At 34.2% G+C, this 15670-nt stretch carries 15 protein-coding genes; 6 read left to right on the top strand and 9 right to left on the bottom strand.

What is annotated here, in order from left to right; all coding sequences use genetic code 11:
* Position 1: 1 nt before the first annotated feature.
* Genes rnc through HH304_RS12125 form a run of 3 tightly spaced genes read right to left on the bottom strand, consistent with a single transcriptional unit; the run spans position 2 to position 2274 of the window.
* Positions 2–748, bottom strand: a complete 747-nt coding sequence (gene rnc, locus HH304_RS12135; RefSeq protein WP_333908754.1) for a ribonuclease III — start codon at positions 746–748, stop codon at positions 2–4.
* Positions 748–1998 (bottom strand): beta-ketoacyl-ACP synthase II, encoded by a 1251-nt coding sequence (fabF, locus tag HH304_RS12130; protein ID WP_169681853.1) that lies wholly within the window; start codon positions 1996–1998, stop codon positions 748–750. The genes rnc and fabF overlap by 1 nt, the downstream gene beginning before the upstream one ends.
* A 39-nt stretch (positions 1999–2037) precedes the next feature.
* Positions 2038–2274: an acyl carrier protein gene (locus tag HH304_RS12125; RefSeq protein WP_169681851.1), complete on the bottom strand. Its 237-nt coding sequence runs from the start codon at positions 2272–2274 to the stop codon at positions 2038–2040.
* A 245-nt stretch (positions 2275–2519) separates the two neighbouring features.
* Between HH304_RS12125 and HH304_RS12120 the strand changes: the two genes are divergently transcribed.
* A complete protein-coding gene (locus tag HH304_RS12120) occupies positions 2520–2942 on the top strand; it encodes an IPExxxVDY family protein (protein ID WP_169681848.1) in 423 nt (140 codons plus the stop codon).
* Positions 2943–2945: 3 nt separating this feature from the next.
* Positions 2946–4382 carry a pyruvate kinase gene (gene pyk / locus HH304_RS12115; protein WP_169681846.1) on the top strand — a complete coding sequence of 479 codons (1437 nt, stop codon included), beginning with the start codon at positions 2946–2948 and terminating at the stop codon, positions 4380–4382.
* A gap of 22 nt (positions 4383–4404) precedes the next feature.
* Here pyk and HH304_RS12110 read toward each other — a convergent pair whose 3' ends face one another.
* From HH304_RS12110 to HH304_RS12090, 5 genes are read right to left on the bottom strand one after another with little or no spacing between them, the layout of a single operon-like run.
* The gene (locus HH304_RS12110; RefSeq protein ID WP_169681844.1) at positions 4405–5994 is read right to left on the bottom strand and encodes an NFACT RNA binding domain-containing protein; all 1590 of its coding nucleotides are present in this window, start codon (positions 5992–5994) and stop codon (positions 4405–4407) included.
* Complete coding sequence (locus tag HH304_RS12105; RefSeq protein ID WP_169681842.1) at positions 5994–6755, bottom strand: MBL fold metallo-hydrolase; 762 nt, start codon at positions 6753–6755, stop codon at positions 5994–5996. The genes HH304_RS12110 and HH304_RS12105 overlap by 1 nt, the downstream gene beginning before the upstream one ends.
* A complete protein-coding gene (locus HH304_RS12100) occupies positions 6752–7027 on the bottom strand; it encodes a hypothetical protein (RefSeq protein ID WP_169681840.1) in 276 nt (91 codons plus the stop codon). Before HH304_RS12100 ends, HH304_RS12105 begins: the two co-directional genes overlap by 4 nt.
* A gap of 1 nt (position 7028) precedes the next feature.
* Complete coding sequence (locus HH304_RS12095; protein ID WP_169681838.1) at positions 7029–7406, bottom strand: response regulator; 378 nt, start codon at positions 7404–7406, stop codon at positions 7029–7031.
* Between the two features lie 5 nt (positions 7407–7411).
* A complete protein-coding gene (locus HH304_RS12090; protein WP_169681836.1) occupies positions 7412–9826 on the bottom strand; it encodes a PAS domain-containing hybrid sensor histidine kinase/response regulator in 2415 nt (804 codons plus the stop codon).
* Between the two features lie 96 nt (positions 9827–9922).
* Here HH304_RS12090 and HH304_RS12085 point away from each other — a divergent pair, with 96 nt between their 5' ends.
* The gene (locus HH304_RS12085; protein ID WP_169681834.1) at positions 9923–11344 is read left to right on the top strand and encodes a BamA/TamA family outer membrane protein; all 1422 of its coding nucleotides are present in this window, start codon (positions 9923–9925) and stop codon (positions 11342–11344) included.
* Position 11345: 1 nt separating this feature from the next.
* On the opposite strand, the gene HH304_RS12080 is transcribed toward HH304_RS12085, so the two are convergent.
* Positions 11346–11978 carry a toxin-antitoxin system YwqK family antitoxin gene (locus HH304_RS12080; protein ID WP_169681831.1) on the bottom strand — a complete coding sequence of 211 codons (633 nt, stop codon included), beginning with the start codon at positions 11976–11978 and terminating at the stop codon, positions 11346–11348.
* 50 nt (positions 11979–12028) lie between these two features.
* Between HH304_RS12080 and HH304_RS12075 the strand changes: the two genes are divergently transcribed.
* Genes HH304_RS12075 through HH304_RS12065 form a run of 3 tightly spaced genes read left to right on the top strand, consistent with a single transcriptional unit; the run spans position 12029 to position 15602 of the window.
* Positions 12029–12823, top strand: coding sequence for a hypothetical protein (locus tag HH304_RS12075; RefSeq protein ID WP_169681829.1), 795 nt, complete (start codon positions 12029–12031; stop codon positions 12821–12823).
* Positions 12820–14733, top strand: coding sequence for a ComEA family DNA-binding protein (locus HH304_RS12070; protein WP_169681827.1), 1914 nt, complete (start codon positions 12820–12822; stop codon positions 14731–14733). The genes HH304_RS12075 and HH304_RS12070 overlap by 4 nt, the downstream gene beginning before the upstream one ends.
* Before the next feature lie 56 nt (positions 14734–14789).
* Positions 14790–15602, top strand: coding sequence for an enoyl-ACP reductase FabI (locus HH304_RS12065; protein WP_169681825.1), 813 nt, complete (start codon positions 14790–14792; stop codon positions 15600–15602).
* Positions 15603–15670: the final 68 nt, after the last annotated feature.

Raw genomic sequence — 15670 nt, 5'->3', positions numbered from 1 at the left:
TTCAATCCTTCTTATCGAAGATACTATCTATAGCACGTTCTGCCGCAATTTGTTCTGCTTTTTTCTTACTATTTCCGATTCCTTCACTCATTTTATTGCCGTCAACTATTAGCTCAGCCTTAAATTCTTTAAGGTGACCTTCAGTTTCTATCTCCTGGACAATAAAATCAACTGAGGTGTTAGTTTTTTGAGACCACTCTATTACACGGGATTTGAAATTAGTGTTGCTCTTTATGAGTTTTTCAAGATCAAAATGTGGAATTAATAATCTTTTAATGATGAAATGGCGGCATCTGCCAAAACCATGATCCAAATAGACGGCACCAATTAATGCCTCCAAAGAATTACCAAAAACATATTTGTAATTATGTCTTTTCCCGCCGGGATTATACTCCACAAAATTATTTACTCCAACTTTTTTTGCAAGTCGGTTTAAGCTCTCTCTGTTTACAATTCTTGAGCGAATTTCGGTAAGAAAGCCTTCGTCTTTAAATGGATATTTTTTGAATAGATATTCACCAACTACCATTCCCAGAACGGCATCACCAAGAAACTCGAGACGCTCATAGCTATCTCTTTTTCCTGCGACATTCATCTGAGCAACAGAAGTATGCTGAGAGGCCAGGAAGTATAAGTGAATATTGACGGGTCTGAACCCGACAATATTCCTTACAGCTTCTGAAAGTTTTTTATTTTTACCTTTTCGGTACTTAAATTTCGAAAAAAATCGAGGAAACAATCTCCACACTAATCAACCAATTTTTTGAATATCACTGAAGTATTATGACCTCCAAATCCAAAAGTATTTGAGAGAGCAATATTTACTTCCCTTTCTTGCGCCTCGTTAAAGGTAAAGTTTAATCGACCATCGATCTCGTCATCGTCAGTAAAATGGTTTATCGTTGGAGGGACAATCCCCTTATTGATAGCCATTAAACAGGCAATAGATTCGATCGCACCGGCAGCACCTAAAAGGTGACCAGTCATCGACTTAGTAGATGAAATATTTAAGTTATAGGCATGGTCACCAAACACTTTCTGTATGGCTTTTACCTCACTCATATCACCTAGAGGTGTTGAGGTTCCATGCACATTGATGTACTGTACTTCAGACGGATCAATCTCTGCGTCTCTTAACGCATTGATCATAACATTTGTAGCACCAAGACCATCAGGATGTGGAGCCGTAATATGGTGAGCATCAGCGGACATACCTCCTCCGATTACTTCAGCATAAATTTTAGCACCACGCTTTTTCGCATGTTCGTATTCCTCTAGTACAAGTGCACCAGCACCTTCACCAAGGACGAATCCATCTCTATCTTTATCAAATGGTCTTGAAGCAGTTTCCGGAGAATCATTTCGCTCAGAAAGTGCTTTCATAGAATTAAAGCCACCCATACCAGGCTCAGTAACAGCTGCTTCAGAACCACCAGTCATGATGATATCGGCATGTCCTAATCTGATATAATTCATTGCGTCAATGATTGCATTGGTAGAAGATGCACACGCAGAAACGGTTGCAAAATTCGGGCCTCTGAAACCATATTTGATTGAGATATAACCAGCTGAAATATCAGCGATCATTTTCGGGATGAAAAATGGATTAAATCTAGGTGTACCGTCACCATTGGCGAAAGACATCACTTCATCAGTGAATGTTCTAAGACCTCCGATACCAGAACCCCAGATAACACCGGCACGATCCGAGTCATAATCCTTCAACTGACTATCGTTGAAAGCTTCCTCAGCCGTAACCATTGCGTACCATGTATAAGGATCCATCTTTCTCGCTTCTTTGCGATCCAGATGATCATTAGGGTCGAAATTCTTCACTTCGCACGCAAATTTCGTTCGAAACTTCTCTGCGTCGAAACGTGTGATAGGAGCAGCACCACTAACTCCCTTTGATAATCCGTCCCAAAATTCAGGAGCAGTATTACCAATAGGAGTTAGCGCGCCAATTCCTGTTACAACAACTCTTCTCGTATATTTCATATAAAGAGTAATGAAATACGTTTTTAGGTTAAATAAAAATTACTTAACGTTTTCCTCGAGGTAGCTGATTGCTTGACCTACAGTCTGAATGTTTTCAGCCTGGTCGTCAGGAATAGAAATATTGAACTCTTTTTCAAATTCCATGATCAGTTCAACAGTGTCAAGGGAATCTGCTCCCAAGTCATTTGTAAAGCTTGCTTCAGTTGTTACTTCTGAATCTTCTACACCAAGCTTGTCAACAATAATTGCTTTTACTTTTTGTGCTATTTCAGACATCGCTAAAAGTATTTAGTTAAAATCCACTGCAAAGAAATAGATTTAAAGTTATAAAATCAAACAAATTCAATAAACTTATTATAAAAGCAATTACAGACCCATTTGATTATATTTCTTAACTATTTCGCAATACAGTAAGTAAAATATTCAAAAATAACTAAATTATCTTGCTTTAGAGGCACTTTTTCATTGTCGAATTACGGTCAGGTAAAAAATGCTTCTTAACATTGAAAACTTAAACAGGAATGAAGAAAACAAAGCTTCAGAAAAGCTTAACTATTGATTTTAAGGCAGTTGGTATTTCATGTACATTAAAACCATACAAATTAGCCTGGCTGCTAAATAAACTTTTTAATTTAAGTCTGGTGAAGGAAAATGATTTCATGCTTAACATCGGAGAAGAAAATCTGGAAATTTGTAATTATCTTTATGAAACACCTGCAGGGTTTATAAAGTTAATTGAAAATAAAGCTGCAAATCATGAAAGAATAGGTAATTTGTTCTTAATTCCTGAACTCAAGCAGTTTGACTTTCTTCTTTTGATAAAGGAAAGTGATTCCTTCAATGCCAGTGAAATGATTGCTAAAATCAAATCATTAGATGAAATAAATTTTGTAATACCCATAGACTACACTCAAATAAAGTCAAAGGAAAACTTATTATTTTAACAGATGTCAAAAGAAATTAATTTTAATAAAACAAAAATTATTGCTACTGTTGGTCCGGCTAGTAACAATAAGGATATGTTAAGAAAGCTCATAAGGGCCGGAGCTGATGTATTCAGATTAAATTTTTCTCATGGAACACACGAAGACCATAAAAAGGTAATAGATTTCGTTCGTGAGCTTAATGAAGAGCTTGGTACTCATGTTGCCTTACTTCAAGACCTTCAAGGACCTAAAATAAGAACTCAGGAAGTCGAAAATGGTGAAGTAATCATAAAAGAAGGTGATAAATTAACTATTACTACTGAAGATGTTGTCGGCAATGCGGAGCGTATAGGAACTACCTACAAAGACATCGTGAATGATGTAAAAGAGGGCGAAATGATTCTTATCGATGATGGAAAAATCGAGCTTAAAGTATTATCGACCAGCCCTACTGAGGTCGTAACGGAGATTGTTTATGGTGGCCCTTTAAAATCAAGAAAAGGTATTAACCTACCTCAATCTGAAGTATCAGCACCATCATTAACTGAAAAAGACATTAGAGATCTTGAGTTCGGCCTTGAACAAGATGTTGACTGGATTGCTCTTTCGTTTGTTAGAAAAGCAGATGACGTTCGTGATATCAAGAAAAGAATTTCAGATGCAGGGCGTTCAGCTCGAGTTATTGCCAAAATTGAAAAACCTCAGGCAGTTGATAATATAGATGAAATTATCGAAGTTACTGATGCTATTATGGTTGCCCGAGGTGATCTTGGTGTTGAAGTGGTAATGGAAGAAGTTCCTACTATCCAGAAAGATATCGTTAGAAAATGTAATCTTATAGGCAGACCTGTAATCATTGCTACTCAAATGATGGAAAGCATGATTGAGAACCCTCGCCCAACCCGAGCAGAAACAAATGACATTGCAAATGCAGTAATGGATGGAGCCGATACTTTAATGCTTTCTGCTGAGTCAGCAGCGGGAAAATATCCTGTGGAATCTGTAACTAGTATGGCTAAAACAATCTCAATTGTTGAGTCAAGAACAGAAAGTATTTACTTCCACCACACTAGTTTTGTAAGGGATGAATCACCAACATTTGTGAGTGATAACCTTGTTCTTGTTGCTTGTCGACTGGCCAAGAGAACTGAGGCTAAGGCGATTTTCGGAATAACTAATTCAGGTTATACTGGCATCAGAGCATCTTGTCACAGACCTAAAGCTCATATATTTATTTTCACCAGCAATAAAAAATTACTAAATGTACTAAGCCTTGTTTGGGGTGTTAGAGGCATTTATTATGATGGTGGCCCAACAACCGATGAGACTTTTGAAGATCAAAAGAAGATTATCGAAAAAATGGGATATGTTAAAAAAGGTGACCTTATTGTTCAAATGGCAAGTATGCCTCTTGAAGAAAAGAAAAGAACTAATACTCTAAAAATTGACATGATATAATAGCTGTCAATTTATAAAATTATTATGGAGCGGGCTCAATCATGAGTACCGCTTCTTCTTTATCTACCATAACAGCCCCCGCAGGACTCCCCTTAACCTTCCTAATATACTTTTTAGGAGTAACTATAACAGGGCATAAGGTTTCATTCTTACGCTTACTATACTTAGCTGCTAAGGATGCTGCATATTCTATTACAGACCTTGGAAATTCTTTGCCTGCCTGGTGTTTAATCAAAACATGCGACCCTGATACGTCTTTTGCATGTAACCATAAGTCTTCTTTATAACCATATTTTAAAGTTAATTCATCATTTGAAGCTGCATTTTTACCTACCCAAATCTGAAATCCCTCGCACTCATATGGCCTATATGGCTTTATTTCTTCTTTCTGTCTTCCCTTTGCATCAATTCCCAGGTTTTTCACAAGCTTTCTAAGTGACTTCAGATCCTTTTCACTATCGACTACCTTTTTTAAAGAATTCAATTCCGCTAGTCGTTCATTACTTTCGTCAATCTTATCAAATAAAATTTCTAATTCTTTTTCCTGATTTTTAGCTTTGCGATAATAATTTTCAGCATTTTTTTGAGGAGACAAATTTGTTTTTAATGGGATGGTAACCATCATCCCCTCATTGTAGAAATCACTCAATTCTATCTCTTTAATTCCGCTATTTATATTATGAAGATTTGCCATTATCAGATCTCCAAACTGCCTGAAGCGAGCCTCACCCTCAAGATATTCAAGTCTTTTTTCTGATTTCCTTGTATAAGATTTTGTTTGCTTTATTCTTTTATCGATATAACTTTCAATTTTTTGCTTTAAATCATTAAGTGCAAAAAGACCGATAAAGGAATAAAAAAGAGCATTAGACGCTTCAATTGGGTCATTATAAATCCCTTTGACATCATTATCTAAATAAATTGATGTGTCAACTAAAGTTAGAATGTAATTCTGACTAGATTCATCGTAAATCACTCTATATTCATTTGAATCAGATAATTGATCATGCAACTCAAGTGCTATATTAACTTTATCATCAATTGAAGAAATTCCTTCTACCCTATTATTAAAAACTTTTTGTATTTCCTTATCCCACAGAACAATAGGTGATTTGTTGTTTTCAATTCTTTTCGTCAAGCACTCAAAGCTCAAATCAAGGACTGAACCTAATTCTGAAATGGATATTTCTTTGTCTCCCTGCAAGTCGTTCCTAAATAACAACTGTAAGTTATCACCCTTGAATTGGAGAATATTTGACCTGTTTCCAAAGAGTTTAAAAAGTAGTTTAAAGTCAGAATCAAAGTTAATCAGAAATGCTCTTTCATTGTTTATTTCAGTTACTGAGACAACTTCTCGACCGATTAGCTCCTTAAATAGTTCTACAGAATTTCTATTTGCTCTGCTTTGATCACTATGAAAGCTTAAAAATGAATATTTAGGATGAAAGCTAGCCTTAATATAAAACTCTTCCTGGGTATTGGTGAAACCAAATATGACCTCATCCTTATTTTGAGAATAACATTCTGCCAGATAAAATGGCTTTTCAGTTTCAGTAAAATAAGAATTTAGTTTCCGTGCTTGAGCAGATATAAAATATGCTGTTAAATGCATTACAAAATAATCTTTAAACCATCGTAAGCAATGGATATATTATCAGGTAATTCCTTTTCTACCTTCCTATGAGTACCCATACGATGGCTAATATGAATGAGATATGCTTGTTCCGGATTAATTCTTTGTATAAGGTCTACAGCTTCATCCAGAGTAAAATGGGATATATGCTTCTCCCTTTGTAAGGCATCCAGAACCAAAACTCTGGTTCCTTTAACCTTCTCAAGTTCTTCATCACTAATGCTATTTGCATCAGTGATGTAGGTAAAATCTTTAATACGATATCCTAGTACCGGTAATTTATAATGAAGTACCTCAATTGGAATAAACTCTACTCCTTTAATTTCAAATGGAGAGTTATCAATTTCATTAACATCAAATCTCGGAGCACCCGGATATGTAATTTCTCCAAAAGCATAATGAAATTCTTTTTCCAACTGATCAATAACTCGGCGTGTAGCATATATAGGCATATGCCTTTTTAAGCGAAAATTAAAGCTTCTCACATCATCCAATCCTGCAACATGATCCTTATGCTCATGTGTAAAGATTACTGCATCCAGAACGTGAATCCTTTCCCTAAGCATTTGTTGCCTAAAGTCAGGACCGGTATCAACCACAAAACTTTTACCATCAACCTCTATATGAATTGATGTTCTTAATCTTTTATCCCGGAAATCAATTGATTGGCATACATCGCATTCACACCCAATAACCGGGACTCCCTGAGATGTTCCGGTACCTAAAAAAGTAATTTTCAAAGCTTGAGCGACGTTTGTGTTAATTCCAAATAGAAATTTCGATTTTTTTCACTAAAATCTTTAGTATTTAATTCTACCTGGCCAAGAATTTCGACCAGGCAGCTAATTTTTCCTTCGAGGGTGTAGTACTTATTTACAATAACTACTTTATTATCATTAAGCACACAATAACCAGATTTAAAATTTCCCTTCTCATATCTCAGAATATAATCAGATTCTGCAAATATGTCTTCCAGTTTATTTAAAAATGACTTTGTATACTTTACTTCCATATTATGAAGTGTATTTTTTTACAGCTTTAACCAAATCATCAAAATTGATTGGTTTTGGGATATATTCATTTATACCAACAGCAGTAAAATCATCCATAGAATAATTTTTTGCATTACCAGTTATCGCAATAATCGGAGTTGATGATTTTTCGGGATTATCCATTGCTCTTATTTGTTTGGCACATTCCATACCATCCATTTTAGGCATATTGATATCCATTAAAATCACATCAAAATCTGTATCATTCAATGCTTTGATTACCTCTTCACCATTCTTGGCGGAACTAATCTGATAATTTTGAATAATTAATATCTTTTTTGTTAAATTTTGGATGACAGAACTATCTTCTGCTATCAAAACTTTCTTTGCTGCTGACATCTCTTTTAGAGGTTTAATATACTCTGATAACTATTTCTGAATTCTCCAAATATAGATTTTAAATACGAAATATCCTCAACGAGGCCTTCATAATTTTCCTGTTTAAGGCGTGATTCTATTGCTTCTGCAATACCTGCAACCTTCTCTATACCAAGAGTCCCTGCATTACCCTTAATTGTGTGTAAACTTTTCTTTATTTTATCATAATCAGTCTCCAAAAGGCCTGATTCTATCTCTCTGATTAATTCAACTGTTTCAATTTTAAAATCTTCAAATACCTGAGTAATTAAATCCTTCCCTCCATATTTTTCCAGATCAGCCACCGTACTCTGATTAACAATCATCTTAGGTTTTGTCTCAACCTTTTCCATATCATCTTCTTCCCGTTCAACCAACTCTATCCCAACATGATGCTTGACTTTCGCTATTAAATCTTTTGCTTTAATCGGTTTGGGTAAATAATCATCAAAACCACTTTGCAAGAATCTTTCTTTATCTTCCTGCATTGAATATGCAGTCATTGCAATAACAGGCGCTTCATTTAATATATTCTCCTTTTTAAGGATTTTTAATGTTTCAACACCATCCATTTCAGGCATTTGAATATCAAGAAATATTAAATCAAATTTATTTTCAGATAGAATACGAATAGTTTCCTTACCACTTTCAGCCATATGCACTTTACATCCGGCTTTTATTAATATTTCACTAGCAACTTGCCTATTAACAGCATTATCATCAACCAGCAATATCTCCGGAGCTACTTCAAAATATCTTCCAAGCTTAAACTCTTCACTTTTAACTTCAACAACTTCGGGGGCATCGCAAACATTTGCCTGGAAAGTAAACCAAAACATAGACCCCATACCTGGAGCAGAAGACACGCCAATATCCCCTCCCATTAGTTTGGTTAGTCTTTTAGAAATCACTAATCCTAGACCTGTTCCTCCATAGTTTTTTGTTGTACTATTATCAAGCTGGTTAAATGATTTAAATAACTGATTAATTTGTTCAGGCGGAATTCCTATTCCTGAATCACATACCTCAACTCTAATAAGGTGCTTACCTTCACTATTAAATTTTGAACGTATATTCAAATCAATTGCACCACTGGTATCAGTAAACTTTATAGCGTTACTGATCAAGTTGGATATAATTTGTAACAACCGGGTTTCATCAGCCTTTAGATATTCAGGAACACTCTTATGCAAATGGTAATTTATTTTAATACCTTTTTCCTCAGCTTTTTGAGAAAACAATGATTTCGCCTTTTCTAATAATTCCCTCACATTTGTAGGGGAAGTTTTGATCTGCATTTTCCCAGCCTCGATCTTTGAAAGGTCTAAGATATCATTTAAGATATTCAGTAAAGTTTCTGATGACTTTTTAATGATCCCCAAATACTTTTTTTGTTCATCATTAAGATTTGTATCACCAATAAGATCAAGCATTCCTATAATCCCATTCATTGGAGTCCTGATCTCATGACTCATATTAGCGAGAAATTGTTCTTTTACACGTAATGATTTTTCAGCAATCTCCTTAGCGTTCATCAGATCAATATTAGCTCTCTTTAGCTGAGTTATATCACGAGCAACACCTTCAATCTGTTCTGGTTTCCCCTGGTGATTATAAATAAATCTGATATTACTTAGGCACTGCATTATTGTTCCATTTTTCCTAATAATGCTCACCTCAAAGTCTCGAACTTTCTTATGCTTAATTAACCTTCGGATTAAATCTTTGGTCTTTGGATTAAAAAGATAGAAATCAGAAATATTTTTTCCCTCGAGTTCAAATGGGCTATATCCGGTATGCTCTTCGACAGAAGGACTAAGCATTGTCAGATCACCATTTAAGGAGCATCTGAAATATATATCTTGAAAGTATTCGAAAATTTTACGGAATTTCTCCTCACTTAACCTTAATGCTTCACGTGCATGTATTTGATCTTGAATATTTTCACCAATAATTGTAATTGTCTCAACAATTTCGAATTCATTATAATAAAGTAAAGAACGAAATTTCACAGGCAGGATTAACCCATTTCTTTTTTTAACATGCAAGTGAAATCCTTGTTGAGTAACACGACCGCTAAAAATCTGGTCAAATATCATTCGGAGTTCATCACGATGTGATTCGGTAACAAAAATATCAAAAGCATCCTTTCCAATTAGATCTTCCTTTCGATAACCTAATTCGTTACAGGTATTATCATTTACATGCTCTATCACACCCTTTCGACCAATTGTTATGGTCATCAGGTCAGCATTATTCAGTAATTCAGTCAGTTCTTCCCTCCTCTTGGTAGCTTCACGCTTTGCCAGAAGTAATTTCTCTTCAGGTGAATTAGCTTCTTCGAGTTCCTGAATTTTCTTAATTAACTGTTGTTTTGTAAAATTTTGATAATCCTCTGCCATCACTTTCTGCAAAATACTGTATAAATTAACAAGATAAAAATGCAATATTGAATACTACAAAGTAGATTACTTTTTTAATATTTGAAAAAATTGTTGATGCGATTATATTTTAGTCTTGTATTAATTTTTACATCATTAATTATTAAGGGGCAAACCAATTCTTCTGTAACTCTGGATGAGTCTTTGAATGACAGCACAGTAAGAATAGGTAAAGTATTTATTGTAGGAAACAAAAAGACTAAGGATGTAATCATACTACGTGAAATGCAGCTAATTGCAGGAGAAACAGTTGCTGTCTCAGAACTAAAAAACTTACTAACTCAAGATCGCAATAATATTTTCAACACTAGTCTTTTCGTCACAGTTGAGTTAAGAATTATTCCTGCAGCCTCAGGCGAAATTGATATTTTGGTTCAGCTCAAAGAAAGATGGTATACATTTCCAACAATAAAATTTGAATTAGCCGACAGAAACTTCAGTGAATGGTGGATCAACCAGGGTAAATCACTCGATAGAGTAAACTACGGAGTTGGTCTATATCAGTATAACCTAAGGGGAATGGATGAAACTTTGTCTCTGGGACTCCAATTTGGTTATACACGAGAATTTCTTCTTGGTTACAATATTCCTTATATCAATAAAGGATTGAAAACCGGATTGGAGACATTGATTTTTTACAATGACAATAGAAATATCCCCTATGACACTAGAGACAACATGCAGCAGTTTCTTGATTCGGAAAGAAAAATCAGAAGGGAATTCAGAATAAGTGAAACACTTCGAATCAGAGAATCTATACAGAACACTCATAGTTTCAGAATTGCCTATCAAAATATAAAAATTGATGACACAGTAGCCCTCGAAAACCCTGATTACTTTTTAAATGGTGATACTGAAAAGCAATTTCTGATTTTAACATATCAATTTTCTCGTGACTTAAGAGATGTATCAGCTTATCCATTGAATGGTTTTCTTTTAGCAGGATCAATCAATCAATCGGGAACGGGACTTTTCTCCAATTCATTTCAGACTTCACTCGAAGCCGAGTTTGCCAAATACAAACATCTGGGAAAAGGATATTATCTAAGTAACAGAATAAGTGGTAGAGCTTCTTTTCCTCCGAAACAGCCTTATTTTGTATTCAGAGGAATGGGTTATAAAAAAGAAATAATTAGGGGGTTTGAACTAAACGTAATAGATGGCCAGCATTTCATTTTAAATAAGTCAACTTTTAAAAAGGAATTGTTTTCGAATCAATTCAAACTTGGTAATTGGATGCCTATTGATCAGTTTCGTACCGTACCGGTTGCATTATATCTGAAATCATTTTTCGATATAGGATATGTTGATAATAGCCTAAATTATGGCCCAGACAACAATTTAATTAATCAAGTGAATTTTGGATATGGACTAGGGCTCGATCTTGTAACGTATTATGACTTTGTAATGCGGTTTGAGTACTCGTTTAATTCGGAAGGTCAAAATAGATTCTTTTTTAATATAAAAACCGCCTTATAAATTAGTACTCACCAGGCTTTAATTTTGTCTCTCTTCCCTTTTTGTCATAATAATACCAGTTACCAACTCTCTCTCCTGACTTATATTCTCCTTTAAATTCAAGTTGCCCTTTATCGGTATAGAAAAACCAAACACCCTCTTCCATACCTTTAACATATTGACCTTCCTGAATAAGAACTCCCTTTTCATTATAAACTTTCCAGCCACCTTCAGGAAGTCCATTGACATAATTCACTATTCTTTCAGGATTCCCATTTTGATGATAATGTTTCCAGCTTCCGGAATATAAACCTTGATCAAAGACACCTGTTTTATCAATTTGACCATTTTCATAGTAATAGGTAGCTTCACCATGTAGAATGTCATTCTGCCATGTTTCTTTTGCTTTCAATGAACCCTCAGGAAAATAATAAATACACAATCCATCTAGTTTTCCATCTTTTAATGTCTCCTCTGCAGACTTATTACCATTCTTATAAAATGTAATTTGCTTAGATTCATTACTATTGACCTCTATTGATATAGATCGTAGGGTACCATCATCATAAAAGATTGAATCCTGGGCATTTACAGTGTAAACGTTTAATGCAAAAAATAATACAAAAAGCTTTTTAATATATTCGATTACGTTCATATATTTAGCAAATCTATCAACTATAATATTACAATTTATCAACTAATAATATGCTAAGACTAGTCATTCTGGTCCTGGCAATTCATTCGGTTAATGCTCAAATAATTTCTCCCGTTGATCACCTCAATGGAATAGGACCGTCTGGTATTGCTACAGACCTTAAAACATCATTTTTCGAAAGTCCAATTTCGATGATAAGTTATGAAAAACCAACCATTGAAACCGGATACTACATGCCATACAGTCAAAATCATATTGGCATGTATACAGCTGCAATAACCTTACCATTTGAAAAATTCACAATTGGAAGTGGTGTAAGCAGATATGGAAGTGAGGTAATGCATTCAAATCAAATCATAATTCAGGGTGCCTTTAATAGAAAGAATTTTGTATTTGGATCTGCAATCAAATTATCTCAACTATATATGAAAGAAGCGGGTTCCTACCACACATTCTCTATTGATCTTTCAGGAAGGTTTAATATCAGTGAAACCTCTGCATTTGCAGCATCGGTTAAAAATTTCACCCAAAGCACCTGGAACAATTCTGAGGAAACTCCTTCATATTCTGAATACAGGTTAGCTTTTGGCCATGAAATATCCAATAAAGTCACTATTCATACAGCTTTAAAATCTTCATCAGAAGACAATCTTACAGCTGCTATTGCAATGACATCTGTTTTAAACGATTTATTTAGAATAGATCTGGGTTCATACATTAATCCTGCAAGTATTTTCGGAGGGATACATTTTGAATATCAAAGAATAAAAATCAATTACAATACACAATGGATACCCCGACTCCCATTTCATCACGGTATTAATCTTCAAGTCAGCATCAAATGAAGACATTGCTTATTTTATTATTTATATTAATAACGTTTGTTGCATTCAGTCAATCTGATATTGAAGACATTATCTGGTTTTCTCAAAGTCAAAACCCGGAAAATCAAATTGATAACGATGATCTAGCTCAACTTATTGAAGATCTGAAAAACAATCCGATAAACATTAATAATTGCACTGCGCAGGACCTTTCACAAATCCCATTTCTATCTTCAGAGGACATTAAAAACATAATAGACCATAGAAGCCTTTATGGTGAATTCATTTTGATTGAAGAGATTAGTATGATCAGTGGATTTTCGGATAAAAAAGCAAAACTGTTAATAACGCTTATAACAATTAATCAACCAACGAATACCAAACAAAACCTATCAGTTATCAATAAAGCAGCTTATGATTCTAAATTTAGAGATATAAAATATCGTTCATCTGTTCAATTCCACAAGCAAAATTTTGTCGTATCGATAAAAACTGAAAAAGATGCCGGGGAATCTGGTTGGAATAAGGAAACATCAAAAATAGGTTCACCAGAATTTCTGGGTGGAAATATCCAATACAATTCTACTACCTTCAAAGTGATATTAGGAGATTATAAGATAGGCTTTGGGCAGGGATTACATTTTAACAACGCATTTTTTTCGAGTCTTGGATCCTACCCAATTCAATCTCAAATAAGATCACAAATTGGTATTCGAACTTATAATGGATATGATGAATTTAATTTTAACAGGGGAATAGCAACGACCCTAAACTTAAAAAAAGACATCAGCATTTCAAGTTTTATTTCAGTAAGAAATATTGATGCAAAAATCGAAAATGACACAATCGTTACGATTTATAAATCAGGGTTTCATCGTACTGAAACAGAATCTAATTATCGAAAAACTGCTTCATTAATCAATACAGGTTTAATAATCAAAAAAGAATTTAAAGATAGGGGCTACTTATCATTTTTAGCTGATTATTCCAGATGGTCTAATGTTTTTACTGCATCAACAGCTATTGACTCACCAATAAAAAACAGCTTTCATATAGGGCTTTCCCATCAATACACCATAAAAAACAAAACTCTTTTTGGAGAAATAAGCTACTTCCCAATTCAAGAAAACTTCTCATTAACCGAAGGAATGCTAATTTCATTAAATAAAAATTGGGACTATTTGATACAGCTTAGATATACAACAGACTACTATTTTAGCATATTTGGAACATCAACAGGAATTAAAACCAACCCAAATGGTGAAAAAGGAATTTATCAGGCTCTTACTTATAAGCTGAATAAAAAACTATCGGGAATGGTTTATTCAGATATAAGTGAGATAAATAAAATTTCAGTTTACAACCCGGTACCTAAATCAAATGAAGAATTCGGTATAAAAGTATTCACTCAACCATTATCTAACTGGAGTTTGCAATTAATTTATGGCTTTGTTCAAAGTCAGAATATTGCTTTAAATGAAGGGAAAAACACAAATTACAGAGTACAGTCTTATAATCACAAAGCTGCAATAAAATCTAATTTTACAATTAACCATAATTTACTATGGGACCTTCAATTGCAATATCGTAACCTAAGGATGATAAATGAATCAGGCTATTCATTTGGTTTCTCTCAAAGATTAAAATATTCCGGTAAAAGGATAAATTGTGTTATTGGTACATCATATGGTTACTCTGAAGAAAACTCACCGGGTTTATACTTTTATGAAAGTGGTTTCTATCAATCCTTCCCATACATCAGATTAGGAAGTGGAGATTTCGCGAGACATTACTTTACTATATTATATAAGACCCAACAACTAAAATTCGGAGGGAAATTAAGTTCATTTTCAAATTTAAAATCCGGACCATTGGACAATTCTCAGAATTATAAGGAATTTGAGATACTAATAAGCTATCAAACTAAATAATGCTTTAGAATTAGCTATTAAAAAATTAAATTGCACGGCAAGAAACCAATATAACCATGGCATATAACTTACTAAAAGGAAAAAAAGGTATTATTACCGGTGCTTTAGATGAGAAATCAATCGCATGGAAAGTTGCAGAAAGAGCACATGAAGAAGGTGCTGAATTTGTACTTACCAATGCACCTATTGCAATGAGAATGGGTAAAATAAATGAATTAGCTGAAAAAACTAATTCTCAGGTTATCCCTGCCGATGCAACTAGTTTAGAAGATATCGAAAATCTTTACAAAAAGACTGAAGAAGTTTTAGGTGGGAAAGTTGATTTCATCCTACATTCTATCGGAATGTCTCCTAACGTCAGAAAAGGTAAAGATTATGGAGATCTTAATTATGACTGGATGTTAAAGTCTCTAGATGTTTCTGCTTTATCGTTTCATAAAATGTTACAGGTAGCTGAAAAAATGGATTTCATTAAAGAAGGCGGTTCCGTGCTTGGACTATCATACATTGCAGCACAGCGAACATTCCCTGATTATAGCGATATGGCTCAAGCTAAATCGGTACTTGAAAGTATCGCAAGAAGCTATGGCGAAAGATATGGCAGACTTAAAAAAGTAAGGGTAAATACGATTTCACAATCACCTACTATGACAACTGCAGGTACAGGTGTTGGTGGCTTTGATACCTTCTTTGATTTTGCAGACAAAATGTCTCCACTTGGAAATGCTGATGCCGAATCATGTGCTGACTACTGTATATTAATGTTCTCAGAATTAAGTAGAATGGTTACTATGCAAAACTTATTCCATGACGGAGGATTCAGTAATAGTGGTATTACACAAAAAGTAATTGACCACTGGCAAAAATAAAATCATGAAAAAGCTGTCTTAAAGACAGCTTTTTTTATTTTAGCCCTTCTTTTTAATTCAATCATAAT

The sequence above is a fragment of the Marinigracilibium pacificum genome, assembly GCF_012926615.1.
Classification (GTDB): Bacteria; Bacteroidota; Bacteroidia; order Cytophagales; family Cyclobacteriaceae; genus Mangrovivirga; species Mangrovivirga pacifica.
Note: the sequence above shows the minus strand (reverse complement) of the source record. Positions and strands in the feature narration are given on the sequence as shown.